The organism is Streptomyces sp. NPDC047042 (assembly GCF_040644035.1).
In the GTDB taxonomy this organism is placed as follows: domain Bacteria; phylum Actinomycetota; class Actinomycetes; order Streptomycetales; family Streptomycetaceae; genus Streptomyces.
Genome location: NZ_JBEYVP010000007.1, coordinates 128,851 through 152,551, shown reverse-complemented (window position 1 = coordinate 152,551; position 23,701 = coordinate 128,851). Strand labels below are relative to the sequence as shown.

At 70.6% G+C, this 23,701-nt stretch carries 19 protein-coding genes and 1 riboswitch; of the genes, 10 read left to right on the top strand and 9 right to left on the bottom strand.

What is annotated here, in order from left to right:
- Nucleotides 1-104 precede the first annotated feature (104 nt).
- On the top strand, nucleotides 105-1,463 hold the full coding sequence (locus ABZ855_RS09865) for an SWIM zinc finger family protein (protein WP_360803755.1): 1,359 nt from the start codon (nucleotides 105-107) through the stop codon (nucleotides 1,461-1,463).
- Nucleotides 1,464-1,567: 104 nt separating this feature from the next.
- On the top strand, nucleotides 1,568-3,280 hold the full coding sequence (locus ABZ855_RS09860; protein WP_360803752.1) for a DUF5691 domain-containing protein: 1,713 nt from the start codon (nucleotides 1,568-1,570) through the stop codon (nucleotides 3,278-3,280).
- A 71-nt stretch (nucleotides 3,281-3,351) separates the two neighbouring features.
- Here the strand turns inward: ABZ855_RS09860 and ABZ855_RS09855 are convergent, their stop codons facing one another.
- Nucleotides 3,352-3,756, bottom strand: a complete 405-nt coding sequence (locus tag ABZ855_RS09855) for a cobalamin B12-binding domain-containing protein (RefSeq protein ID WP_360804186.1) — start codon at nucleotides 3,754-3,756, stop codon at nucleotides 3,352-3,354.
- A gap of 400 nt (nucleotides 3,757-4,156) precedes the next feature.
- Between ABZ855_RS09855 and ABZ855_RS09850 the strand changes: the two genes are divergently transcribed.
- Complete coding sequence (locus ABZ855_RS09850; protein WP_360803749.1) at nucleotides 4,157-5,044, top strand: alpha/beta fold hydrolase; 888 nt, start codon at nucleotides 4,157-4,159, stop codon at nucleotides 5,042-5,044.
- 240 nt (nucleotides 5,045-5,284) lie between these two features.
- Nucleotides 5,285-6,835, top strand: a complete 1,551-nt coding sequence (locus tag ABZ855_RS09845; RefSeq protein WP_360803746.1) for a M23 family metallopeptidase — start codon at nucleotides 5,285-5,287, stop codon at nucleotides 6,833-6,835.
- A 96-nt stretch (nucleotides 6,836-6,931) separates the two neighbouring features.
- On the opposite strand, the gene pcrA is transcribed toward ABZ855_RS09845, so the two are convergent.
- A complete protein-coding gene (gene pcrA / locus ABZ855_RS09840) occupies nucleotides 6,932-9,475 on the bottom strand; it encodes a DNA helicase PcrA (protein ID WP_360803743.1) in 2,544 nt (847 codons plus the stop codon).
- Between the two features lie 294 nt (nucleotides 9,476-9,769).
- A riboswitch (cyclic di-AMP (ydaO/yuaA leader) is annotated at nucleotides 9,770-9,944 on the top strand.
- 7 nt (nucleotides 9,945-9,951) lie between these two features.
- Here pcrA and ABZ855_RS09835 point away from each other — a divergent pair.
- The gene (locus ABZ855_RS09835; protein WP_360803740.1) at nucleotides 9,952-11,157 is read left to right on the top strand and encodes an NlpC/P60 family protein; all 1,206 of its coding nucleotides are present in this window, start codon (nucleotides 9,952-9,954) and stop codon (nucleotides 11,155-11,157) included.
- Between the two features lie 27 nt (nucleotides 11,158-11,184).
- On the opposite strand, the gene ABZ855_RS09830 is transcribed toward ABZ855_RS09835, so the two are convergent.
- Entirely contained in the window at nucleotides 11,185-11,538 is a 354-nt protein-coding gene (locus tag ABZ855_RS09830; protein ID WP_360803737.1) for a hypothetical protein, read from the bottom strand.
- 450 nt (nucleotides 11,539-11,988) lie between these two features.
- Between ABZ855_RS09830 and ABZ855_RS09825 the strand changes: the two genes are divergently transcribed.
- The gene (locus tag ABZ855_RS09825) at nucleotides 11,989-13,116 is read left to right on the top strand and encodes an NlpC/P60 family protein (RefSeq protein WP_360803734.1); all 1,128 of its coding nucleotides are present in this window, start codon (nucleotides 11,989-11,991) and stop codon (nucleotides 13,114-13,116) included.
- 16 nt (nucleotides 13,117-13,132) lie between these two features.
- Here the strand turns inward: ABZ855_RS09825 and ABZ855_RS09820 are convergent, their stop codons facing one another.
- Both ABZ855_RS09820 and ABZ855_RS09815 read right to left on the bottom strand, forming a co-directional pair.
- Complete coding sequence (locus ABZ855_RS09820) at nucleotides 13,133-13,948, bottom strand: response regulator transcription factor (RefSeq protein ID WP_360803731.1); 816 nt, start codon at nucleotides 13,946-13,948, stop codon at nucleotides 13,133-13,135.
- Nucleotides 13,945-15,273: a PspC domain-containing protein gene (locus tag ABZ855_RS09815; protein ID WP_360803728.1), complete on the bottom strand. Its 1,329-nt coding sequence runs from the start codon at nucleotides 15,271-15,273 to the stop codon at nucleotides 13,945-13,947. Before ABZ855_RS09815 ends, ABZ855_RS09820 begins: the two co-directional genes overlap by 4 nt.
- 143 nt (nucleotides 15,274-15,416) lie before the next feature.
- On the opposite strand from ABZ855_RS09815, the gene ABZ855_RS09810 reads away from it, so the two are divergent.
- Both ABZ855_RS09810 and ABZ855_RS09805 read left to right on the top strand, forming a co-directional pair.
- The gene (locus ABZ855_RS09810) at nucleotides 15,417-16,916 is read left to right on the top strand and encodes a PspC domain-containing protein (RefSeq protein WP_360803725.1); all 1,500 of its coding nucleotides are present in this window, start codon (nucleotides 15,417-15,419) and stop codon (nucleotides 16,914-16,916) included.
- The gene (locus ABZ855_RS09805) at nucleotides 16,903-17,172 is read left to right on the top strand and encodes a hypothetical protein (RefSeq protein ID WP_360803722.1); all 270 of its coding nucleotides are present in this window, start codon (nucleotides 16,903-16,905) and stop codon (nucleotides 17,170-17,172) included. The genes ABZ855_RS09810 and ABZ855_RS09805 overlap by 14 nt, the downstream gene beginning before the upstream one ends.
- A 104-nt stretch (nucleotides 17,173-17,276) precedes the next feature.
- On the opposite strand, the gene ABZ855_RS09800 is transcribed toward ABZ855_RS09805, so the two are convergent.
- Both ABZ855_RS09800 and ABZ855_RS09795 read right to left on the bottom strand, forming a co-directional pair.
- Nucleotides 17,277-17,807 carry a DoxX family membrane protein gene (locus tag ABZ855_RS09800; protein WP_319212944.1) on the bottom strand — a complete coding sequence of 177 codons (531 nt, stop codon included), beginning with the start codon at nucleotides 17,805-17,807 and terminating at the stop codon, nucleotides 17,277-17,279.
- Between the two features lie 196 nt (nucleotides 17,808-18,003).
- Nucleotides 18,004-19,281 (bottom strand): hypothetical protein, encoded by a 1,278-nt coding sequence (locus ABZ855_RS09795; RefSeq protein WP_360803719.1) that lies wholly within the window; start codon nucleotides 19,279-19,281, stop codon nucleotides 18,004-18,006.
- 251 nt (nucleotides 19,282-19,532) lie between these two features.
- Between ABZ855_RS09795 and ABZ855_RS09790 the strand changes: the two genes are divergently transcribed.
- The gene (locus ABZ855_RS09790; protein WP_360803716.1) at nucleotides 19,533-20,414 is read left to right on the top strand and encodes a DUF4429 domain-containing protein; all 882 of its coding nucleotides are present in this window, start codon (nucleotides 19,533-19,535) and stop codon (nucleotides 20,412-20,414) included.
- Between the two features lie 59 nt (nucleotides 20,415-20,473).
- Here ABZ855_RS09790 and ABZ855_RS09785 read toward each other — a convergent pair whose 3' ends face one another.
- Complete coding sequence (locus tag ABZ855_RS09785) at nucleotides 20,474-21,268, bottom strand: class II aldolase/adducin family protein (protein ID WP_360803713.1); 795 nt, start codon at nucleotides 21,266-21,268, stop codon at nucleotides 20,474-20,476.
- Nucleotides 21,269-21,455: 187 nt separating this feature from the next.
- On the opposite strand from ABZ855_RS09785, the gene ABZ855_RS09780 reads away from it, so the two are divergent.
- On the top strand, nucleotides 21,456-21,923 hold the full coding sequence (locus tag ABZ855_RS09780) for a pyridoxamine 5'-phosphate oxidase family protein (RefSeq protein ID WP_360803710.1): 468 nt from the start codon (nucleotides 21,456-21,458) through the stop codon (nucleotides 21,921-21,923).
- A gap of 18 nt (nucleotides 21,924-21,941) precedes the next feature.
- Here the strand turns inward: ABZ855_RS09780 and guaA are convergent, their stop codons facing one another.
- A complete protein-coding gene (gene guaA, locus ABZ855_RS09775; RefSeq protein WP_360803706.1) occupies nucleotides 21,942-23,513 on the bottom strand; it encodes a glutamine-hydrolyzing GMP synthase in 1,572 nt (523 codons plus the stop codon).
- Nucleotides 23,514-23,701: the final 188 nt, after the last annotated feature.

Here is a 23,701-nt window from a genome sequence, read left to right as displayed (position 1 = left end):
ACGCCACTGACAATCCGTCCTGACCTGCGAAAACGTCGTTTCGAGAGCCGAGCGGGGACAGCGGCGAGGGCCGATTGTCAGTGCCGGGATCTACCTTCGGTGTCATGACTCAGCAGGGGGTGCGCTGGACGGCGGATCAGGTGCTGGCACTGGCGCCTGACGTCTCGTCACGCAAAGCGGGAAGCAAACTCGGTGCGGCCGGGCCTTGGTCGGAGGCCGGCTGTTCTGACGAGGGGACGGTGTGGGGGTTGTGCAAGGGCAGTGGCAGCAAGCCGTATCAGACGGTCGTCGACATCGCGGACTCCACCGGGCCCGCGTACAAGTGCAGTTGTCCGAGCCGCAAGTTCCCGTGCAAACACGCTCTCGGGCTGCTGCTGCTCTGGGCGGCCGAGGACGGGGCGGTGCCGCGAGGCGAGGCGCCGGGCTGGGCCGAGGAGTGGCTGGCGGGGCGGCGGAAGCGGGCAGAGGACAAACGGTCGGCGGGGTCGGACGGTTCCCCGGCCGGGTCCGGTGATGCGGAGGCCGCTCGGCGAAGGGCGGAGCGCCGGGCCGAGCGGATCACGGCGGGGGCGACGGAGCTGGAGCAGCGTCTCACCGACCTGCTGCGCGGCGGCCTGGCCACGGCGGAGCAGGCGGGGTACGGGCTGTGGGAGGAGACCGCGGCCCGCATGGTCGACGCGCAGGCCCCCGGACTTGCCGCACGGGTGAGAGAGTTGGGGGCGATACCGGCCTCCGGGCCGGGCTGGCCGGTGCGGTTGCTGGAGGAGTGCGCGCTGCTCCACCTCCTCGACCGGGGCTGGCTGCGCCGGGAGGAGCTGCCGGACGGTCTGGCGGCGACCGTGCGGTCCCGGATCGGCCTGCCCGGCTCGGCGGACGGCCCGCCGCTGCGCGACCGCTGGCTGGTCCTCGCCCAGTACGAGACGTCGGACGCCCGCCTGACAACCCGTCGGATCTGGCTGCACGGCGCGGAGTCCGGCCGCACCGCCCTGCTCCTCTCGTACGGGGCGGCTGGCCGGGCCCCCGAACTGGCGCTGCCGGTCGGGCTGGAGTTCGAGGCGGAGGTGTCCGCGTTTCCGGGCGCCGGGCAGCTGCGGGCGTCCCTGGGCGAGCGGTTCACCCCGCCCGCGCCGACGAACGTACGGCCGCCCGGGACGACGGCCACGCGCGCGGCGGAGCTCTACGGGGACGCCCTCCGGGACGACCCCTGGCTGGAGTCGTACCCGGTGACGCTCGACCGGGTCATACCGGTCCCGGACAACGGTTCCTGGCAACTGGCGGACGCGGAAACGGACTTGGCCCTGCCGTTGACCCCCTCGGCCGTCGCCCACCCGGGCTTGTGGCGTCTCGTCGCCCTCTCGGGCGGCACGCCCGTCACGGTCTTCGGCGAGTGCGGTCACCGGGGTTTCACCCCTCTGACGGCCTGGCCGGAGGGGGTGGCGGGACAGGCGGTCCCGCTGTGTTGAGGCCCGCGACACCCCACGGCTCCACAACTCACCACCGGCGACCGGTGACCGGGTGACTGGGTGACCGGCGAGCGCACCACTGACGACCGACGAAAGGGAATCTCATGAACGGCAGCAGGGTTTCCGCCCCCGAGGAATCGCCTTCCGTGGGCACTCCCGCGGCGAGCGCCTGGGAGGAGCTGGTCACCGCGGCGCTGCTCGGCACGGAGCGGCGTACGCCTCCGGGCTGCCCGCCCGGCAGGCAGGCGCCGGTCGCGCTGCTCGACGCCGCGGCCGTGGAGACCGTACGGCGCCGGGCGGGCCTGCGTCCGGCCCGGGCCGCCAGACGGCCGGAGCCCGCTGCCCCGGACCCGCGCCCGTCACTGCCGCCCGCAGCGGCCCGTCGGCTTGCCCTGCTGCTGGCCGACCAGCCCGGCACCCCGGGCGGCAGCGGTCGCCGGGATACCGCGCCGGATCTGATGGAGCTGCTGCCCCAGTGGCTCGCGGCGGCCAACGCGCACGGGTTCGCGGCCCCTTCACACACCCTTCCCGCGCTGCTCGACGCGGCCAGGGGGCGTACGGATCTTCGTCCGGCGGCGCTTGCCTTCGCCGGCCCGCGCGTGCTGTGGCTCGCCCGGCTGAACCCGGACTGGCGGTTCGCCCTCCGCTCCGCCCCGGGCGGGGGCACGGCCCTGCCCGGCGTCGAGGAGACCGAGCGGATCCAACGGCTGTGGCAGGAGGGGCTGTTCGCCGAGCGGGTCTCCCTCCTCGCGGCGATACGCGCGCGGGAGCCCGCCGCCGCCCGGGAGTTGCTGGAGACGACCTGGCCGACGGAGCGGGCCGAGGACCGGCTGATGTTCCTCGACTCGCTCCGCATGGGCCTGCGCTCCGAGGACGAGCCGTTCCTGGAGCGGGCGTTGGCCGACCGCAGCCGCAATGTCCGGGCGACGGCAGCGGAGTTGCTGTCGGCGCTGCCGGATTCGGCGCTCGCCGCACGGATGGCGGTCCGGGCCGGAGCCTGTGTGGCGCTCGACCACACCAGTGGCCCAAGCAGCGCGAACAGCCCGAGCCGCGCAGGCGGTACGAGAGGCGAACCCTCGCTCGTCGTGGAGGCACCTCACGAGTGCGACGCCGGAATGGAGCGGGACGGCGTCGTGGCGAAGGCCCCGGCCGGGCGGGGTGAGCGGTCCTGGTGGCTCGGGCAGCTGGTGGAGGCCGCCCCGCTCAGATCGTGGCCGGGGCGGCTCGGTGGCCGTACGCCGGAGGAGATCGTGGCGCTGCCGGTGGCCGACGACTGGCAGGGCGAGCTGCATGCCGCGTGGTGCCGGGCGGCGGTGCGGCAACGGGACGCCGACTGGTCCCGGGCGCTCCTCGGCGCGCCTTCGACACCCGAGGCGGGCGGGCCCGGCGCGGTGTCCCTGGCGGAGCGGGCGAAGCTGCTCGCCACGCTGGACGACGCCGAACGGGCCGAGTGGGTGGCCGGGTTCATCGCGACGCACGGACTGTCCGAGGCCTTCCAACTGCTCGGGGTGTGCGCGGCGCCATGGGCGCCCCCGCTCGGGCGGGCAGTCGTCGACGCGCTCAATATCGCCCGTGACGCGGGGAGTTACCCATGGAGTTTCAGTGGGGTGATGGGGCTGGCGGAACGCTGCCTCGACCACTCCGAGGCCGGGCGGCTAGACGGCCTGCTGGCGGTCCCGGACGAAGGGGAGGACGCGTCACCGGGCGCGGGAACCTACTGGGCGGAGGCGTTCCAACGCCTGGTGGGCACGTTGCGTCTGCGCGCGACGATGGCCGAGGAACTGGGGTCCGCGCCACCGCGCACCCCTTCCGCTTGAAATGTGGGGGTGTGGGTGGGAACGTCTGAACAGCACCCGCACTCACCACCCCACACCCCGCACTCACCCCCTCACGACCGCACCGCTTTCCGAACCCACTCCACGACCGAAGCAGTGGTCGCCCCAGGCGTGAAGATCTCCGCGACCCCCTTCTCCTTCAGGGGCCCGATGTCCGCCTCGGGGATGATCCCGCCCCCGAAAACCTTGATGTCGGCCGCGTCCCGCTCCCGCAGAAGGTCGATTACGGCCGCGAAGAGCGTGTTGTGAGCCCCGGAGAGAACGGAGAGTCCGATCGCGTCGGCGTCCTCCTGGATCGCCGTGTCGACAATTTGTTCGGGAGTCTGATGAAGGCCGGTGTAAATGACCTCCATACCCGCATCCCGCAGTGCCCGCGCGATCACCTTGGCTCCGCGATCGTGGCCGTCGAGCCCCGGCTTCGCCACGACCACGCGGATCGGACCCGTTGCCGCACCCATCGCTGCCTCCAAGACGTGAACGACCGTTAAGTCAAGCATCCCGCAACCGGCAGTTTCACGATGCTCGGCGAGGGGGAAATCACACGGTGGGACACGTTCGCCGCGCACCGGCGGGACCGGCGCAAGGGGAGCCGCATCGAGGTCGTCGTACCACCGCGTCGCGAGCCACGCGCCGTGGCGGTACGGAGCATCGGAGATGGCACGAAGGGCAGGAAGGCACGCAGCGGGGAGCTTCGTGGCCGTACGGCTGGGGAGCTTCGCCACCCCTTGACGTCGCACCAACCACAAGCCCCACTCGTGCACCACCGCCGACGCCACCACCGGCCGCCCTCGTCGCGAGCCCCCATGAGGGCACACGGGGGACAGAGCAGTCCTCCCGCGTGCCGACAGGAGGTCGGCCATGAAGGTCATCCGGGCAGTACTGCCCATGCTTCCGCTCTGTGAGCGCGTTCTGCCGAGCAGGCTGACGGGGCTCTCGATCGCTCTCCTCAAGGCGACCGCCCTGGAGATCGCGATCCTGGCGGGGCATCTGCTCCTCTATCCGTCCGGCATCGTCCAGGAACGCCGGACCACAGCCCCGGAACCCTCCACGCTCCCCGAATCCCCCACCGCCCATCTGCCGACAGAGCCGCAGCCCCCGGTCGTCCTTCTCCACGGCTTCATCGACAACCGCTCCGTCTTCGTCCTGCTTCGTCGCGCCCTCACCCAGCACGGCCGGCAGCAGATCGAGTCGCTCAACTACTCCCCGCTGACCTGCGACATCCGCACCGCCGCCGAACTGCTCGGCCGGCACATAGAGGAGATATGCAGGCGCACGGGCCAGCCCCGGGTGGACATCGTCGGCCACAGCCTGGGTGGCCTGATCGCGCGCTACTACGTACAGCGACTCGGCGGTGACATCCGGGTCCGCACCCTCGTGACCCTCGGCACCCCGCACTCCGGCACCCGGGCCGTCCCGCTGGCCGACGCGCACCCGATCGTCCGCCAGATGCGCCCCGGCTCGGAGGTCCTCGAGGAGCTGCGACTGCCCGCGCCGGACTGCCGTACGCGTTTCATCGCTTTCTGGAGCGATCTGGATCACGTGATGGACCCGCCGGAGACCGCCTGCGTCGAACACCCGGACCTGATGGCGCAGAACGTGCAGGTCACGGGCATCGGTCACCTCGCGCTGCCCGTGCACCCCGCCGTCGCGACCGGTATAGGGCAGGCCCTGGACCAGAGCGACGAGCTCCCCGCCACCGGTGTGCGATCCGACCGGGCCCGAGCCGGTGGCCTGACGGTGGCGTAGTCGACGCTCGGTCCACGTCCGGAGCCGTCCAGAGGCGGCTTCGGACCGCCGCACAGCCACCGCGAATCGAACAATCATCGAACGCCAGGCCAAACCCGTGCCCGCAGTCCCCCGAAACACGGCCGAATGCCCGTTTCCCCCAGGCACGAAACCCACGGAAGATTGTCGCGCCCGCGTACCGCCGGGTACAGTCACCGCACTGCTCTGCCAGCCCCTGTTGTCGAGGCGAAAGAGAAGTTGGTGAACGAACGTCACCCGTCGGGGACCATTACCTCCCCGACTGCGGCTTCCGATGCCGCGACGGCGCATTACCCGTCGTACGGCACCCAGGAAGCTCCCCTCGGTGACTTCACCACGTACGACCCCACCTTCGCCAACGGTTTCGACGCGAACATGGGCACGGGTACCGCCACCGGAAATTTCGAAACCGACCCACTTTTCGGCAACATGGCAGGCGCCGAAGCCACGGGTTCGTACGACAACTCCCAGTGGTCCACCGGCAGTCACCACACCCTGAACTACGACCCCTACGCGGCCCAGCACCACGCCGCCTACGACACAGGGGCGTACGACACCACCACGTGGGCGCCCGGATACCAGCACCTCGCCGACATCCCCGCGCAGACTCCGCCTCCGGGCGCCGAGACCAGCGGTCAATGGGACGCGGGCGCCTGGCTCCAGCCCGAGCAGTCGGCCGACCAGACCCAGCACTGGGAATGGGGCACGCAGGCCTTCGACAGCGGTGTGTACGACGCCACCCAGTGGAACTCGGACAGCGGCCCGGACAGTACGCCGGCTCAGTCCGCCGAGTACGACCACGCTCGTGAGCACGAGTACGACGAGCAGGCCACCGCGATGTTCGAGCAGATCTCGGACGTGGCGGACGCACCGGAGCACGACCGGCACGCCCTCGACCACGACGAGTCGGACCTCGTCGCCGACGGCGAACTGCCCGCCGAGGCCCCCCTGCTCGACGGCCAGGAGGAGATCGACCCGGGCGCGGTACCCGGAGGCGGGCGCGCCGCGTCCCGTACGGCGGCGCGCAACGCGGGCCGGTCCCGGCGTCGCACCCCGGCCAAACGTTCCGCTCTGCTGACCATCGCCGTTCCGTCCGCCTGTGTGATGGGCGTCGCGGGCATCGCCGCCGCCTCCGTGGTCGGGACGAACGGTGATGCCGAGCAGAACACGACGACATCCGCGGCCGACGGCGTCGCCGTGAAGCCGTCCACCGCGAACAACAAGCTCGACTCCCAGCTGGAGAGCCTCTCCGCGGGCGCCGACGACTTCGCCGACCGGGCCAGCCGGACGCAGGAACGTATCGACCTCAAGGCCCAGCAGCTCGCCGAGAAGAAGGCGGCCGCGGCGGAAGCGGCCCGCAAAGAGCGGCTGCGCCCGAAGTACGCCCTCCCGGTCGCGCAGCACGGCCTCAGCGCCTACTTCGGCCAGGCCGGCATCAACTGGATGTCCGTGCACACCGGGATCGACTTCCCCGTCTCGTACGGCACGACGGTGATGGCCGCGACCGACGGCACCGTCCGGACGCAGTGGAACAGCGCGTACGGCAACATGATGATCCTGACCGACAAGGACGGCACGGAGACGTGGTACTGCCACCTCTCCAGCTACCAGGTCTCGTCCGGCACGACGGTCAAGGCCGGCGAGCCCATCGCGTACTCAGGGAACTCCGGCAACTCGACCGGCCCGCACCTCCACTTCGAGGTACGGCCCGCCGGCGGCTCGGCGATCGACCCGCTCCCGTGGCTGCGCAGCCACGGCCTCGACCCGACGTAGTTCCGGCCGGTCCCTGGATCCCCTACCCCGTCAGAGGCGTGACCCGGGCATCTCGACGATGCCCGGGTGTGCGCGGTTGCCCGCTCGCCCGTCCGGTTACAGCTTCTCCACCGGCGCGTATCGCAGCAGCAGCCGCTTCGGCTTGTCCTCGCCGAAGTCGACCGTCGCCTCGGCGTTCGAGCCCGTGCCCTTGACGCCCACCACGGTTCCCAGCCCGAACTGGTCGTGCGTGACCCTGTCCCCCACGGCCAGCGCGACGACCGGCTTCTCGGCGCCGCCCCGGCGCGTGGCGAAGCCGGACGCGCCCGAGGCTGCGGAGCGCGAGCGCGAGGACGCCACTGCCGACGCCGGGCCGGAGGACTTCGCCGAAGTCATCGCGCCCGTGCGCTTCCACTCCAGATGGGTCGCCGGGATCTCCTCCAGGAAACGGGAGGGCGGGTTGTACGAGGGCTGCCCCCAGGCGCTGCGCAGCGAGGACCGCGTCAGGTACAGCCGTTCACGCGCGCGCGTGATGCCGACGTACGCGAGCCGTCGCTCCTCCTCCAGCTCCTTGACCTGGCCGAGAGCACGCATGTGCGGGAAGACGCCGTCCTCCATGCCGGTCAGGAACACGACGGGGAACTCGAGGCCCTTGGCGGTGTGCAGGGTCATCAGGGTGATGACGCCGGAGCCGTCGTCGTCCTCGTCGGGGATCTGGTCGGAGTCGGCGACCAGGGCGACCCGCTCGAGGAAGGCGGCGAGACCGACCGGGGCCGGCGCGTCGCCCTCGGCGGGCTGCTCGCCGGGCTGCTCGGCCTCTCCCGGCTCCGCTGCCGCCGCTGATTCCTGCTCGAACTCCAGCGCGACCGCGGCGAGTTCCTGGAGGTTCTCGATCCGGGTCTCGTCCTGCGGGTCGGTCGACGCCTGCAACTCGGCAAGGTAGCCCGTGCGTTCGAGAACCGCTTCCAGTACGGTCGCCGGGCCCGCGCCCGACTCCACGATCGTCCGCAGGTCCTCCATCAGCGTGTTGAACCGCTTGACGGCGTTGGTCGACCGCGAAGCCATTCCGTACGCCTCGTCGACGCGTTTCAGCGCCTGCGGGAAACTGATCTTCTCGCGCTGGGACAACGCGTCGATCATCGCCTCCGCGCGGTCGCCGATGCCGCGCTTGGGGACGTTGAGGATGCGGCGCAGCGGCACCGAGTCCTCCGGGTTGGCGAGGACCCGCAGGTAGGCCAGGACGTCCCGGACCTCCTTGCGCTCGTAGAAGCGGACACCGCCGACGACCTTGTAGGGCAGGCCGACCCGGATGAAGATCTCCTCGAAGACACGGGACTGGGCGTTCGTCCGGTAGAAGACGGCGACATCGCCCGCCTTCGCGTCGCCCGCGTCCGTCAGCCGGTCTATCTCCTCGGCGACGAACTGCGCCTCGTCGTGCTCCGTGTCGGCGACGTAGCCGGTGATGCGCGCGCCCGCGCCCGCGTTGGTCCACAGGTTCTTGGGGCGGCGGGACTCGTTGCGCTCGATGACCGCGTTGGCGGCGCTCAGGATCGTCTGTGTGGAGCGGTAGTTCTGTTCGAGCAGGATCGTCGTCGCGTCCGCGTAGTCCTCCTCGAACTGGAGGATGTTGCGGATCGTCGCCCCCCGGAAGGCGTAGATCGACTGGTCGGCGTCACCCACGACGCACAGCTCGGCGGGGCGCAGGTCGTACTCGCTCGGCGGGACGTCGACGTCGTCGCCGGTGTGCTCGGCGGTGCCGACGAGTTCCCGTACGAGCGCGTACTGGGCGTGGTTGGTGTCCTGGTACTCGTCGACCAGGACGTGCCGGAAGCGGCGGCGGTAGTGCTCGGCGACGTCGGGGAAGGCGCGCAGCAGATTGACCGTCGTCATGATCAGGTCGTCGAAGTCGAGCGCGTTGGCCTCACGCAGCCGCGACTGGTACATCGCGTACGCCTGGGCGAGGGTCTTCTCGAAGCCGTCGCTCGCCTGGGCGGCGAAGTCCTCCTCGTCGATCAGCTCGTTCTTCAGGTTGGAGATCTTCGCGCTGAAGGACTTGGGCGGGAAGCGCTTGGGGTCCAGGTCCAGATCGCGGCAGACGAGCGCCATCAGCCGCTTGCTGTCGGCGGCGTCGTAGATGGAGAAGGAGGAGGTGAAGCCCAGTCTCTTGCTCTCCCGGCGGAGGATTCGCACGCACGCGCTGTGGAAGGTCATCACCCACATCGCGTTCGCGCGCGGGCCGACGAGCTGCTCGACGCGCTCCTTCATCTCACCGGCGGCCTTGTTGGTGAAGGTGATCGCGAGGATCTGGCCGGGGTGGACACCGCGCTCGCCGAGCAGATAAGCGATGCGGTGCGTGAGTACGCGCGTCTTGCCGGAGCCGGCGCCCGCCACGATGAGCAGGGGGGTGCCGGCGTGCACGACGGCCGCGCGCTGGTTCTCGTTCAGCCCTTCCAGGAGCGCGGCGGAATCCACCACCGGACGGGGTGCGCCGTCGCGGTAGTACGCGTCCCGGTCCGGCGGCGCGTCGAACTTCCCGCCGAACAGGTCGTCCGGAACGGGCTCCGGCGCGTGCTCGTCCTCGGGCGGTGGCGGGAGTTCCTCCGCGTGGGCCCGAGGGCCCTGGAGGTCCGCCAGGAAGCTGTCGTCAAAGAGGCTGCTCATCGCTCTCCGAGTCTAGGCCTCCCCACTGACAGCCCGCCCCCACCCCGAAAACATCCCCTGGTATCAGCACCGCCGACCAGGGCCCCTACGGACAGCAGGCCCAATAACGGCCATACATCGTAATTATCTGACAATCTTCATAAACAACTTCCGATCGACCACACAGAGGCATGTTTAGGGGCAAGGTCACAAAAACGTATCGGGCATAGCGGTCATCAACCTTCACAGGAGGCACACCTGTTGGTTAGCGTTTCGTAAGGCCGCTCGATCTCCACCGGCGAACCTCGCCGGGCCGTGCGGCCACCGCCGAGTCCGATCGTGCCGCCCTGTGCGGCAGGAGCCGGGGACCCACCGAAATCCTGGGGTGAATCGGTCCAACCGCCGTCCAGGCAAGGACCGTAGGGCAACCCTTCCGAACCACCCGCCCGAACCCGACAGCTAACCCGGTAGGCGGAACGTGGAAGGAGTCGCCTCCCTTGGCGTCGTCGCACCGCAAGTCGCGCCCTACGGGAACGCGCGTAGCAGGCCTTCGGACCCCCGCCTTCGCCACTGCGGCCCTGACCTCCGTCGCCCTGCTGTCCCAGACCGCCAACGCCGCGCCCACGGCGCCCTCCACACCCCCGGCTCCGGCGTCCGACGACAAGCCGAGCATGGAGGAGGTCGAGGCGAAGGTCGGCGACCTGTACCGCCAGGCCGAGTCCGCCACCGACAAGTACAACGCCGCCAAGGAGAAGGCCTCCAAGCAGCGGGGACGTGTCGACGCCTTGATGGACGACGTGGCCCGGCGCACCCAGAAACTCAACGACGCGCGCGAGGAGCTGGGTTCCTTCGCCGCGGCCCAGTACCGCACCGGGTCCGCCGCCCCGGACACGGCGACGTTCCTGCTCGCGGACGACCCCCAGGACTACTTCGACCAGAACCAGCTGATGGACCGTCTGACCGCCCGCCAGAAGGACGCGGTCGACGACTACATCACCGAGCAGGCCGAGACGACGCAGAAGCGCCAGGAGGCCTCGGTGACCCTCGAGTCGCTCACCGAGTCCCAGGACGAACTGCAGATCACCAAGACCGCCGTCCAGACGAAGCTCGTGGAGGCCCGCCGGCTGCTCTCCCGCCTCACCGCCGAGGAGAAGCTGCGCCTCGCGGCGATCGAACGGGAGAAGCAGGCGGTGGCCCGTCGGCAGGCAGAGGAACTCGCCCGGCAGCAGCAGGAGGCCGAGCAGCGCCGGCAGGAAGCGGCAGCCGCAGAGGCCGCGGCACAGCCCGCGGCGGGCAGCAGCGCCGCGAACACTCCGGCACCGGCGGCGCCCGACGCCTCGTACGCCGCCAAGGCCGAGAAGGCTTTGACCTTCGCACGCGCACAGATCGGCAAGCCGTACGTCTGGGGCGCGACCGGCCCGGATTCGTACGACTGTTCGAGTCTGACGCAGGCCGCCTGGCGGGCCGCCGGAGTCAGCCTCCCGCGCACCACCTACGACCAGGTGAACGCGGGCACGACGGTCTCCCTCTCCGACATCCAGCCCGGTGACCTGGTCTTCTTCTACGACGACATCAGCCACGTCGGCCTCTACATCGGCAACGGCATGATGATCCACGCCCCGAAGCCGGGTGCGTACGTCCGGGAGGAATCGATCTTCTACGACGGCGAGTCGACGATCCACAGCGTGGTGCGCCCGGCCTGACGCACAGGGCGGGAAGGTTCGGCCGGGTCAGGTCCAGAGCACGGCGATGAAGATGTTCGCTGTCGTGAACACACCGACCAGGCCGAACAGGCGCTTGTCCACGGTCTCCTCGTCCCGCTTCACATAGACGAGGCCGAGGATCACGATCAGCAGGGCCAGTTTGACGCCGATCTTGACGTTGTTGACCGTCTGATCGTCGGCCTGGTTGAGGCCCACCAGGGCGACCCCGGTGACCAGCATGGTGAACGCGCCGTGCAGCATCGCCGGCCCGAAGCGGGCCGTGCCCTGCCCCATCGCCTTCATCTGGGTGAGAAACCCGCCCAGAAGCGACGCGATGCCGATGATGTGCAGGCCGACGACGAGATGGATGAGTACGTCCATGAGGCCGGAGCCTAGTCAGAGGCCCCCGCACCCCATGACACCGGGCCAGGAGAGCGCCGGAAGACTTCGCATATATGCACCCCATAGCACCCGGTCACCCCCACGTGTCCCGTAAACCTCCGCATTGATCAACCCTCTGCGCGAAGGCGGCGGCCCCGGAACCGGATCACGGTCGCATGCGGTCACCCGGCGGTCGGCTCACGCCAGTTCCGTACATGGCGTTACCCCCGCGACACAATCAGGTTTAGCGTCCTCCTCCAGGTGGCCGGCTCCCCACCGCCGCCCGGGCCAGGGGCGGCAGTCGGACACCACCGCCGAGAAAGTCCGGCGGCGGACCGCTACCCCTGTGCGGACCGTCGCCGGACGCGCAACCGCCCTCCTGGGTCCGCTTCCCAGGCAGCCGTCCGGCGGTCGTCGTAGTGGCGGTCGTACGAAAGGACGTGACCCCCCGTGGCAGCGCACCGCAAGCCCCGACAGCGCTCGCTCAACGGCAATACGGCCCGCACCGCAGCGACGATCGCCCTCGCGGGTGCGGCGACGGCGACCGGCTTCGACGGCATCGGCCACGCCGAACCACAACTGACACCGGCGCAGGTCCAGGCCAAGGTGAACAAGCTGTACGAGGAGGCGGAGGTCGCCACCGAGAAGTACAACGGCTCGAAGGAGAAGGCGCAGCGAGCGGAGCGGCGACTGGAGAACCTGCGGGACGAGGCGGCACGCAAGGAGGAGCGGCTCAACTCGGCCCGGGAGGCACTGGGTTCGATGGCCGCGGCGCAGTACCGCGCCGGCGGACTCGACCCCGCACTGCAACTCGCCCTCTCCGACGACCCCGACGGCTATCTGGACGGCGCCGCCTTCGCCGAACGGGCGGGCAGCAGACAGGCGTCGGACGTGGCCCGTGTACGCAACCAGCTGCGGGAGATCGAGCAGCTGCGTGGGGCGGCCCACGTCGAACTGACCACCCTCAAGTCCCGCCAGGCCGAACTGAACCGCCACAAGAAGACCGTCACCGGAAAGCTGGGCGAGGCCCGGCAACTGCTGTCCCGGCTCACCACCGAGGACCGTGCCCGGCTCGCGGCGGACGGCGGAAGCGGTGGCGCGGGCTTGGGCGGAGCGCACGCCTCGCGGTCCTCGGGGAGTGCGCGGCAGGGGCTGGGGGCGGCCGGCACCACCTCCGCCCCCGGCACGCCCGGGGCCGCCGCATCCACCGGCGCGGCCGAGGCGCCCAACTCACGTGCGGCGGCGGCTGTTTCCTACGCCTACCAGAAGCTCGGCAGCCCCTATGTGTGGGGCGCCACCGGCCCCGACGCCTTCGACTGCTCGGGCCTCATCCAGGCCGCGTACCGCAACGCGGGCATCTCTCTGCCGCGCACCACCTACGCCCAGATCAACGCCGGTCAGCGTGTCTCACAGTCCCAACTCCTCCCCGGCGACCTGGTGTTCTTCTACTCGGGCATCAGTCATGTCGGCATCTACGTGGGTCGCGGCCAGATGATCCACGCCCCCAACCCGTCGGCGCCGGTACGGGTGGCCCCCCTGAGCGAGATGCCGTTCGCGGGCGCCACCCGAGTGGCATGAGGCCGCGCCCGCCCGGCTAGACCAGGCGCCGTGCCGTGGCCCACCGCGTCAACTCGTGCCGGTTCGACAACTGGAGCTTCCTGAGAACCGCCGACACATGCGACTCCACCGTCTTCACGGAGATGAAGAGCTGCTTGGCGATCTCCTTGTACGCGTACCCCCTGGCGATCAGCCGCAGTACCTCTCGCTCGCGCTGCGTGAGGCGGTCGAGGTCCTCGTCCACCGGCGGCGCATCCGTGGACGCGAAGGCGTCCAGCACGAAGCCGGCGAGCCGCGGCGAGAACACCGCGTCGCCGTCCTGGACACGGAAGACGGAGTCGACGAGGTCCACACCGGTGATGGTCTTCGTGACGTATCCCCGGGCGCCGCCGCGGATCACACCGATGACGTCCTCCGCGGCATCCGAGACGGACAGTGCCAGGAAGCGCACCGGCCGCTCGGCGTCGGCCATCAACGGGGCGCAGCGGCGCAGCACTTCGACGCCACCCCCGCCCGGCAGATGGACGTCGAGGAGGACCACCTCGGGCCGGGTGGCGGTGATGACGGTGACCGCCTGGTCGACATCGGCGGCCTCGCCGACCACCTCGACGCCGGTCCGCTCGGTCTGCCCGATCTCGGCCTGCACACCCGTACGGAACATGCGGTGGTCGTCGACGAGAACGACACGCACCCGCCGCCCGCTCGCGTCACCACCGCCGCTACCGTCCCCGGCAGGCCCGCCGGCCTGTGCGGTCTCGGCGGCTGCGGCCGGTCCGGCAGCCGCTGTCCGCTCGGCCGACTCCGCCGAACCGGCCGACTCGCTCTGCCTGTTCTCCCCGTGCGCCTCGCTCATGACGTGCTCTCCGCCCTCTCCATCTCCAGCTCGACCTCCGTGCCGCCGCCCGGTACCGCGCGCAGCCGCGCCGTACCGCCGTTGCGCTCCATCCGGCCGATGATCGATTCTCTGACGCCCATGCGGTCGGCGGGTATGGAGTCGAAGTCGAAGCCGGGTCCGCGGTCCCGGACGGACACGAAGACCGTCCTGCCCTCGACCTCGGCGTAGACCTGCACCGCGCCGCCCTCGCCACCGTACTTGGCGGCGTTCACCATCGCTTCCCGCGCGGCCTGCATCTGTGCGCCCGTTCTGTCGTCGAGCGGGCAGTCACCGACGACCACGACCTCTATCGGGACGCCGTGCTTGTCCTCGACCTCCGCCGCGCTGCGCCGCACCGCCTCGGCGAGGGTGCTGGGTTCGTCGGCCTCCTCCTTTCCGGTGCCCTCCGGTTTGTAGAGCCAGTTGCGCAGTTCGCGCTCCTGGGCGCGGGCGAGACGGCGCACCTCGTTCGCGTTCTCCGCGTTGCGCTGGATCAGAGTCAGGGTGTGCAGCACCGAGTCGTGCACATGAGCGGCGACCTCCGCGCGTTCCTGGGCGCGAATGCGCATCAGGCGCTCCTCGGAGAGATCCTGGGTCATACGGACGAGATACGGACCGGCCAGCAGGGCTATCCCGACCAGCACCGCCAGCGCGGCCTGCAGCACCGAGCCGAGGTGGGCGGCGGAGCCCTGCAGCACGAACACGCCGGAGACACCCGCCGTGACCAGCATGACGCCGGCCGCCGTGCGCAGGAGAGTGAGGGTGCGGCGGCGACTGCCGACCTCCATCCAGCGGGCCCGCCGTGCGTTGTCCGCCTGACGCCAGACCAGGGCGACACCGGCGGCGACGAGCACGGTCGGGAACAGATAGGCCTTGGCTCCCCCGCCGAGATTCACGTTGCCGACGAAGACCATGGCCACGACGACCATGAGGAGCAGGGCAACGATCTGCCCCTTGTCCGGCTTTCGGGCGACGAGTCTGCGACGGCCGTCGGGCGAGGTCTCGGCGGTGACGAGGGACGGGGGCCGCTGTGCCTCGACGCCGCCAACACCGAGCGGAACGAAGAACCAGAAGGCCGCGTACAGCAGCGCACCGAGTCCGTCCGCCATGAACAGGCCTACGAACATGAGGCGCAGCCAGATCACCGGCAGCCCGAGATGCCCGGCCAGCCCTCGCGCCACGCCTCCGAGCCAGCGTCCGTCGCTGCTGCGGTAGAGCTTGCGCGGGGGCCGCGGTTCGACGAGTGGCAACGTTGCGGCTTCCGGCATGCCATCGATGTTCACACGCCGGGCGGGCCCGGGCATCAGGGTCGGCCCCCGAGACTCCCCTGATCTTCCGGCCCGTCTGCCGTCGAACGCTTCCCCCGTCCCCTCTCAGGGCCGATATCAGGGTTCGCCCAGGGTCATCCCGACTGCCGCCGGGCCGCCTCAACCGCCACCATGGACGCATGACAGATCACGCACACGCCGCGACGGGTCCGGGACCCGGCCCCGGCCCGCGCCCCGTCCCGGGCGCCGGGCCGCAGGATGCCGCGCCCGCCGCGGCAGCCCCGCCCACGGAGAAAGGGGAACCGCGCGCGCCCGAGCACACGGACGCGGGCGCACAGACAGATACGGGAGCGGGAACACACACGGGTCCCCGCCCGCCCACACCGTCCGCCACGGCCGAGGAGCAGCTGCCGGCCAGGTTCCGGCGCGACCGGCGGCAGAAGATGCTGGGCGGCGTGTGCGCGGGGCTCGGGCGGACCTGCGACATGGACCCGGTGATCTTTCGGATCACGCTCGCGGTGCTCTCCGCGACCGGCGGCCTCGGCCTCATCTTCTACGGCTTCGCCTGGCTGTTCGTGGCGTACGACGACGAGGAGGAGAACGAGGTCCGCAAACTGCTCACCGGCCGAGTGGACGGCCAGGGGCTGGCGGCGGTGCTCTTCGCGCTGGTCGGCTGCGGCGTCTTCCTGACGATGCTGAAGAACGGCGGAGTGCTTTCCTTCGCCGTCATACTGTCCATCCTCCTCGGAGGCGCCGGCTACTGGTCGCGCAACCGCGGCGCCCCCGACCCCGATCCGCTGGCCGCCCAGGCCGTCGCCGACGCCCCACCGGAGGCCCAGGCGCCGCCGGTCCCCGCTTCCTACCCCTCGTGGTGGCGCGACCCCATCGTCAAGGACGGCACCCACGTCGGCGGCACGGGGTATCTGTGGGGCCCCCACGACACCCGGGACCGGGACATCGCGGCGGCGATCAACATCACGCAAGGCAAGTACGGCGGCCGGCATCCGGACATACGGGCCGCCTGGCCCCGCCAGCCGAAGCCGCGCGGCCCGCGCTGGATCGGCGGCTGGATCTTCCTGCTGGCGCTCCTGGCCGGCTTCATCGGAACGGCCGCGCGATGGTACGACCGGCCACTCGCCAACAGTTTGCAGACCGGCCTCGCCTGCGCCCTCATCGTGTTCGGCGTCGGCATCACGGTAAGCGCGTTCCTCGGCCGTACCGGAGCGGGCTCGGTGTTCCTGGCGGTCATCACCGCGGCTCTGCTGGCAGGGTCGGCGGCACTTCCCGAAGAGGTCAGCACTCACTGGGTGCGCAAGGAATGGACACCGACGGCGGTGACAGAGGTCCTACCGAGGTACGACGTCGGCACGGGCGTCGCCACGCTGGATCTGACCGGGTTGCGGCTCGCCAAGGGGCAGACGGTGAAAACCGCGGTCGAGGTGGGCGCGGGCCGTATCCAGGTGATCGTGCCGAAGGGCGTGACGGTGAAGGCGGAGATCGAAGTGGGCATCGGCGACATCCAGTTGCCCGGCGACGGCAAGCAGGACGTGGACGTCGCACCGGGCAAGCGCAAGGAGGTCACCCTGTCGCCGGCGGGTGGCGGTGCCGACGCCGGCACACTCGACCTCGACCTCGGTGTCGGTCTGGGACAGGCGGAGGTGACCCGTGCCGCGTCATGAGTTCCAGCCCGGAAAGCTGATCGCGGGCATCTTCGTCACCATCGCCGGCATCACCTACGTGGGTGACGCGAACGATGCCTGGAAGACACCCTGGTTCGCGGTGATCCCGCTCCTGATGTTCGGCCTGACCCTGGCAGGCGCGGTGGCCCTCCTGACGGGGGCGATACGCCGCGCCAGGGCTCGCCGCGCGGCGGCGCCCATCGGCCGCACGGCGGAGGGGGCGGGGCTGTCGAGGCCGCCGGAGATACCGAGCTGACCGGCCTCGACGTCCGGAGTCGGCACGCTCACGCGCACCGGCGCCAAGGCCCGGGCTCCAACGGGACCGGCTTCAACCAGCCCCGCCTGCTACCGCCCCGCCTGCTAGCGATATCCCCCGGACCGCTGCCGCCGTCGTGCCCGTAGGGCGGCGTCCACGGAGAGGACGGACGCGCCGGCGAGGATCAGGGGGATCCAGGCCATCAGGTAGGGGAGATCGTTGCCGTAGTAGTACGGATCGGCGGCCCAGCTCATGGTCAGCCAGAGGCTGAGGGAGATCAGCGCACCGCCGACCGCCGCCAGCCGGGTGAGCAGTCCGAGCAGTGTGCCGATGCCGACGGCCAGCTCGCCGAAGGCGATGGCGTAGCCGAAGCCGGCGGGGCTCTTGAGGGCGAGGTCCACCAGGGCGGGGATCGCGGAGGAGTCACGGACCGACCGCATCAGGTCACCGACGGAGCCTGATCCGGAGTCGGCGAAGAAGGAACTGTCGGTGAGCTTGTCCAGGCCGGCGTAGATGAAGGTGACGCCCAGGAAGATCCGCAGGGGCAGCAGGGCGTAGCGGGTGGCTGTGTCCCGCCAGTCCCGGTCGCCGTCGAGATAGGGAGAGTGCGTGTCCGTCCGAGTGCTGTGAGCCATCGCCCTTAGCCGCCTCTCGCGCGCCATGTTGACCCCTCAACAGACGATACGCACGACCAGGTGACCTCGCTCACCCCCGGCACAGCATTTTTCCGCACTTTGCCCGGAGAACAGCAGTCACCGAGACCGCAGCCCGCAAGCCCGCAAGCCCGCAAGCCCGCAAGCCCGCAAGCCCGCAAGAGTCAGGAGGCCACGCTCAGTCCGTCACGTCGATCACGCACCGGTTCGTCTCCACGCCCGCCGCCGTCACCACCTGCACCTCCACCCGGCCGGGCTCCACATCCGCCGGTACAGGCACCGTCAGTACCTCGTCCCGGGGGTTGCTGAAGCCACCGGGCACCGGGACCAGGGGGACATGCACATGGACCGGGCCGATGCGGACGACCATGCGGGACAGCCGGTCGGCGGTGCCCGCACCCGGGGGCACGAAGCCGGCGCCGCGGATCTCGATGTCGTCGCCGGTGCGGATCGGGGCGTCCAGGTCGCCCGCCTCCCGGGCCCGCACAACAGAGAGGATCACCGGTCGGCCGCCCTCGGCGTACTTGCCGGCCACATAGGTCGCCGCCGACACCAGCACCACCACCGCCAGCCCCCACGGCAAGTCCGGCAGTTGATCCGGGCGCCGGGCCAGCCGTACGACAGCGAACAGGAGAGCGACCGTGCCGATCACCACGTACTGGATGTCCGCGAAGGTGCCGCGGCCCGCGTCGTCCGTCAGGAGGTCGGCGGCGCGGGGGCGGTCCGCACGGACCTTCTGCAGCCGCTGGCCGAGGACACGCAGACCGACCACCCTGCGTACGAGCACCGCGATGGCGCACACCACCGCGAGGACGGTCACGACGCCCGCGCCCCGGGCGAGTTCGAGGCCGGCGATCAGCGCGTCGCGCTCCTCGTGGCCGGAGGCCGCCGCCAGCCGGCCCACCAGGACGAGCACGGCGTACGCCAGGAACAGCACCCAACCCGCCGCCACCACACGGGAGGTCGACAGGCGGTTGTCCTCGCCGATCAGGGGCGCCAGCGCCCCGCCCCGTGCCCGGTGGAACCAGGACGCGGCGGTCAGCGCGCCGCCGACGAGCACGGCGGCCACCAGCCCTGCCGTCCGGGCGGCGGTCCAGCCCGCCCCGATCGCGGTGAGCGCCTGTACGAGCAGCAGGACACCGATCAGCGCCCACACCGTGATGGCAGTACGGCGCCACAGTCGCGCGAGCCACATCTCGCCCTCGGCCCGGCCGCGCTCGGCGACGACGGCGGCCGACTGGGTCAGTTCGTCCGAGACCCACTGGCGGGAGGCCGAGGCCGAATGGGCCACCGCGGCCGGCAAGCCCTGCCCCGCAGCGAACCCTTCCCGCATGAGCAGGAACTCGGCGACCGCACGCCGGTGCCCCGCACGCGCGCCGTGCGGGCAGTCCCCGCAGGCGCAGCCACCCCCGTGTTCACCGGGCAGCACACCCTGCCTCGCCTCGTGCACCGCCACGCCCGACGCCCGCCTTCCCCACACCCGACACAACACACCAAGAACCAGGACATCAGCACACCGGTATGCACCGGAAAGCACCGGTATGCACAAGGACTCAGGAGGCCCGAAACCCGGCCGCGCAACTCCCCCACGACGAGAGCGAATTGTGCCCTACCTAACACCGGTCGCGTGCGGCAGGTCCGCCCCGGCAGCGGAAAGTGCGAGTGAAACCGCGACACCCGTGTTGACCCGGCTGCAAGAATTCACGTATGGCCGAGATCATCCAGCGCGACGGGACCTGGGCCTTCGACGGCAGCACGGTCAGGATCACGCCGGGGCTCCACCGTTCCGTGCCCCTGTTCCGGCAGACGTACGGCGAGGTCGCCGTGCCCCTGGAGGCCGTCTCGGGCGTCGTCTACGAACCCGAGCGCAAGCGTGGGCGGTTGCGGCTCAGGCTCCGCGAGGGAGCCGACCCGCTGCTCCAGGCGACCGGCGGACGGCTGCCGGACGCGGCCGATCCGTACCGGCTCACCGTGGACATCGATCGGTCCGGGATCGCCGAGTACCTCGCCGAGGAGATCCGCCACGCCCTGCTCCTCGATCCGGTGCACGAGGAGCCCGCCAAGGTGTATCTGCTCCCGGGCCCGCCCGTGCCGGTGTCGGTGCGCTCCAGCGACGGCACGGTGTCGTTCGACGGTACGCGGGTCCGTATCGACTGGGCCGACACCTCCGACCGGGTCAAACGGGCCACCGGCCCCCGCGTCATCGCCACGCAGGATCTCGTCCAGGTCGACTGGCTGCCCAACTCCGGCTACGAGGACGGCTTCATGCGCTTCGTGACCCGCGAGTCGGTGTTCTCCAAGCTGCCGCCCGAGAAGGACCCCTACGCCCTCGACCTGTGGGGCAGCGCGCGCCGCGACCTGCTCACGGCGCTGGTCGCGACCGCGGTCACGGCCCGGCTGCCGCACCCCTCCACCCGGGCGGTCGATCATGGGGAGCGTCCCCGGCTCACGCCCGCTGTCCCGCCCCAGTCCGACCACCACGACGTACTGCTGCGCAGGCTCCGGGAGTTGGGCGAGCTGCACCGCGAGGGTGTGCTCACGGACGACGAGTTCACGACCACCAAAGCGGCCGTCCTGCGAGGCTTCTGACCCGTCCGGGCTCTCGGCCGCGCGCGGGGTTTCCGGTGTCCCCAGGACCGCTGGTTCGGCTAGCTCAGCAGATCCGGCTCGCTTCTGCTGATGTCCCGCCACAGGGGCTGGTAGTTGATCCACGCGACGAGGTCCCCGCCGAGCTGCTCCCGTGTGGAGACCGCCTGTTTGTGGTCGATCAGGATGGGCCGGCCGGCCGCCCTCGCGGTCAACTGGACCTGGCTCGACCGTTCCATCGACAGGAACCACCAGGCCGCCGCGTCCACCGAGTCGCCCACCGTGAGCAGCCCGTGGTTGCGCAGCACGAGGGCCTTGCGGGAGCCCAGCGCGGACGCGATGCGCCGGCCCTCGTCGGCGTCCACGGCGACGCCCGTGTAGGCGTCGTACAGCGCGTGGTCCTCGTAGAAGGCGCAGCTCTCCTGGGTGATCGGGTCGAGGAGGTCGCCGAGGGCGGCCAGGGCGCGGCCGTGCACCGAGTGGCAGTGGGCCACGGCGACGACGTCCGGGCGGGCGGCGTGCACCTGGGCGTGCACGGTGAAGGCGGCCTGGTTGATGTGGTAGCGGCCCTCGATGACCTGGCCGTCCTGGTTGGCCATGACGAGGTCGCTCACGGTGACGTGCTTGAAGGGCATCCCGAAGGGGTTCACCCAGAAGCAGTTGCTGTACTCCGGGTCGCGCGCCGTGATGTGCCCGGAGACACCGTCCTCGAAGCCGAACCGTCCGAACAGCCTGATGGCCCCGGCCAGCCGTTCCTTGCGGTGCCTGCGCTCGTCGTCGAGCGACTCGTACATCGGGGGCATCGCGAACTGCAGCTGGTCGGTGGGCAGCGGCAGGGGCGGAGTGGGCCCGTGCATAGGTCCTCCAGCACTGGGTTCCTTTACGGAGCGGAAGTTACCGTCGGTCCGCGCAGGAGAACAGGGATGTTTGCGAAGTGATGAAACAGATATCTGGGCCAGGACCCGAGGCTCCGACGGGACGTCGGACGAAACTGCGGCGAATACACGTCAGGGGATGTCGGGTATCGGCGTCAGACTCGGCTCCATGAACTGGGCAGTATTCACCACAGCGGAACCCGACCTGGCCGAAACCGTCGAGAAACGCTTCCGGGCCTTCACCCACCACACCCTCGCCACCCTCCGCAAGGACGGGTCGCCGCGCACCTCCGGCCTCGAGGTGCGCTTCCTGAACGGCGAGTTGTGGCTCGCCATGATGCCGGACTCGCTCAAGGCACGGGACCTGCTCCGCGACCCCCGCTTCGCCCTCCAGGCGAACCCCGGCGCGGGGACGGACCTGGGCGGCGGCGACGTACGGATCAGCGGGCGGGCGTACGAGGTCGAGGATCCGGCGGTCAAGGCCGCGTACACCGAAGAGGTGGAACCGCCGGAGCCGTTCCACCTCTTCCGTACCGAGCTGACGGAGGTCGTGCGGACGTCTGTGGAGGACGAGAAGTACCTGGTCGTCCAGGTGTGGCAGCCCGGAGAGCCGGTACGCGCTCTCAGGCGGACGTGACCCGCACGGTCCCTGGGACTACTCCCACTCGATGGTGCCCGGCGGCTTGCTCGTCACGTCGAGGACGACCCGGTTGACGTCGGCGACCTCGTTGGTGATGCGCGTCGAGATCTTCGCCAGGACCTCGTAGGGGAGGCGGGACCAGTCGGCGGTCATCGCGTCCTCGGAGGAGACCGGGCGCAGGACGATCGGGTGGCCGTACGTACGGCCGTCGCCCTGGACGCCGACGCTGCGGACGTCCGCGAGGAGGACCACCGGGCACTGCCAGATGTCGCGGTCGAGGCCGGCGGCGGTGAGTTCCTCGCGGGCGATCGCGTCGGCCTCGCGCAGCAGGTCGAGGCGGTCCTTGGTGACCTCGCCGACGATGCGGATGCCGAGGCCGGGGCCGGGGAAGGGCTGACGCTGGACGATCTCCTCCGGCAGGCCGAGTTCCTGGCCGACCATCCGGACCTCGTCCTTGAACAGCTTGCGCAGCGGCTCGATCAGCTCGAACTCGAGGTCCTCGGGCAGCCCGCCCACGTTGTGGTGGGACTTGATGTTGGCGGTGCCGGTACCGCCACCGGACTCGACCACATCGGGGTAGAGGGTGCCCTGAACGAGGAAGGCGACCTCGGGACCCTCGTCCGCGATGATCTCGGCCTGCGCCTGCTCGAAGACGCGGATGAACTCGCGTCCGATGATCTTCCGCTTCTCCTCGGGATCGGAGACCCCGGCGAGCGCCTTCAGGAACCGCTCCTCGGCGTCGACGACCTTCAGCGTGACACCGGTGGAGGCGACGAAGTCCTTCTCGACCTGCTCGGTCTCACCCTTGCGCATCAGGCCGTGGTCGACATAGACGCAGGTCAGCTGGGAGCCGATGGCCTTCTGGACGAGGGCTGCGGCGACCGCCGAGTCCACGCCGCCGGAGAGGCCGCAGACGGCGCGCTTGTCGCCGACCTGCTCGCGGATCAGCGCCACCTGCTCCTCGATGACGTTGCCGGTGGTCCAGGACGGGGTCAGGCCCGCGCCCCGGTAGAGGAAGTGTTCGAGGACCTGCTGGCCGTGCGTGGAGTGCATGACCTCGGGGTGGTACTGGACCCCGTACAGCTTCTTCTCGTCGTTCTCGAAGGCGGCGACCGGGACGACGTCCGTGGACGCCGTGACCGAGAAGCCCTCGGGGGCGGCGGAGCAGGCATCACCGTGGGACATCCACACCGACTGGTCCGCCGGAGTGCCCTCGAAGAGGGTGGAGGACGTCTTGGTGACGGACAGCGGTGTGCGGCCGTACTCACGGGCTCCGGAGTTGTCGACCGTGCCGCCGAGGGTGGTGGCCATCAGCTGGAAGCCGTAGCACATGCCGAAGACGGGGACGCCGGCCTCGAAGATCGCGCGGTCCAGGCGCGGGGCGCCCTCCGCGTAGACCGACGAGGGGCCGCCGGAGAGGATGATCGCGGCCGGGTTCTTGGCGAGCATCTCCTCGACCGGCATGGTGCTCGGCACGATCTCGCTGTAGACCCGGGCCTCGCGGACTCGGCGGGCGATGAGCTGGGCGTACTGCGCACCGAAATCGACGACCAGGACGGTGTCGGGGGCGGGGGTCGCTGCTGACACGGGGGCCTTCCGGCGGTTGGGCGGGGGTCTGTGCCACCGATTCTACCGGGGTCGGGGTCGGACACCTCGCCGTCTCCGGGGGCTGCCGCCCCCAGGCCCCCCCCGGCTACGGCCCTGAACGGGCCTTGTCCTCGATCTCCCCCAGAGGGGGGACGACCCCCGGACGGGCTGAAGGTGCCCCCGCCTTG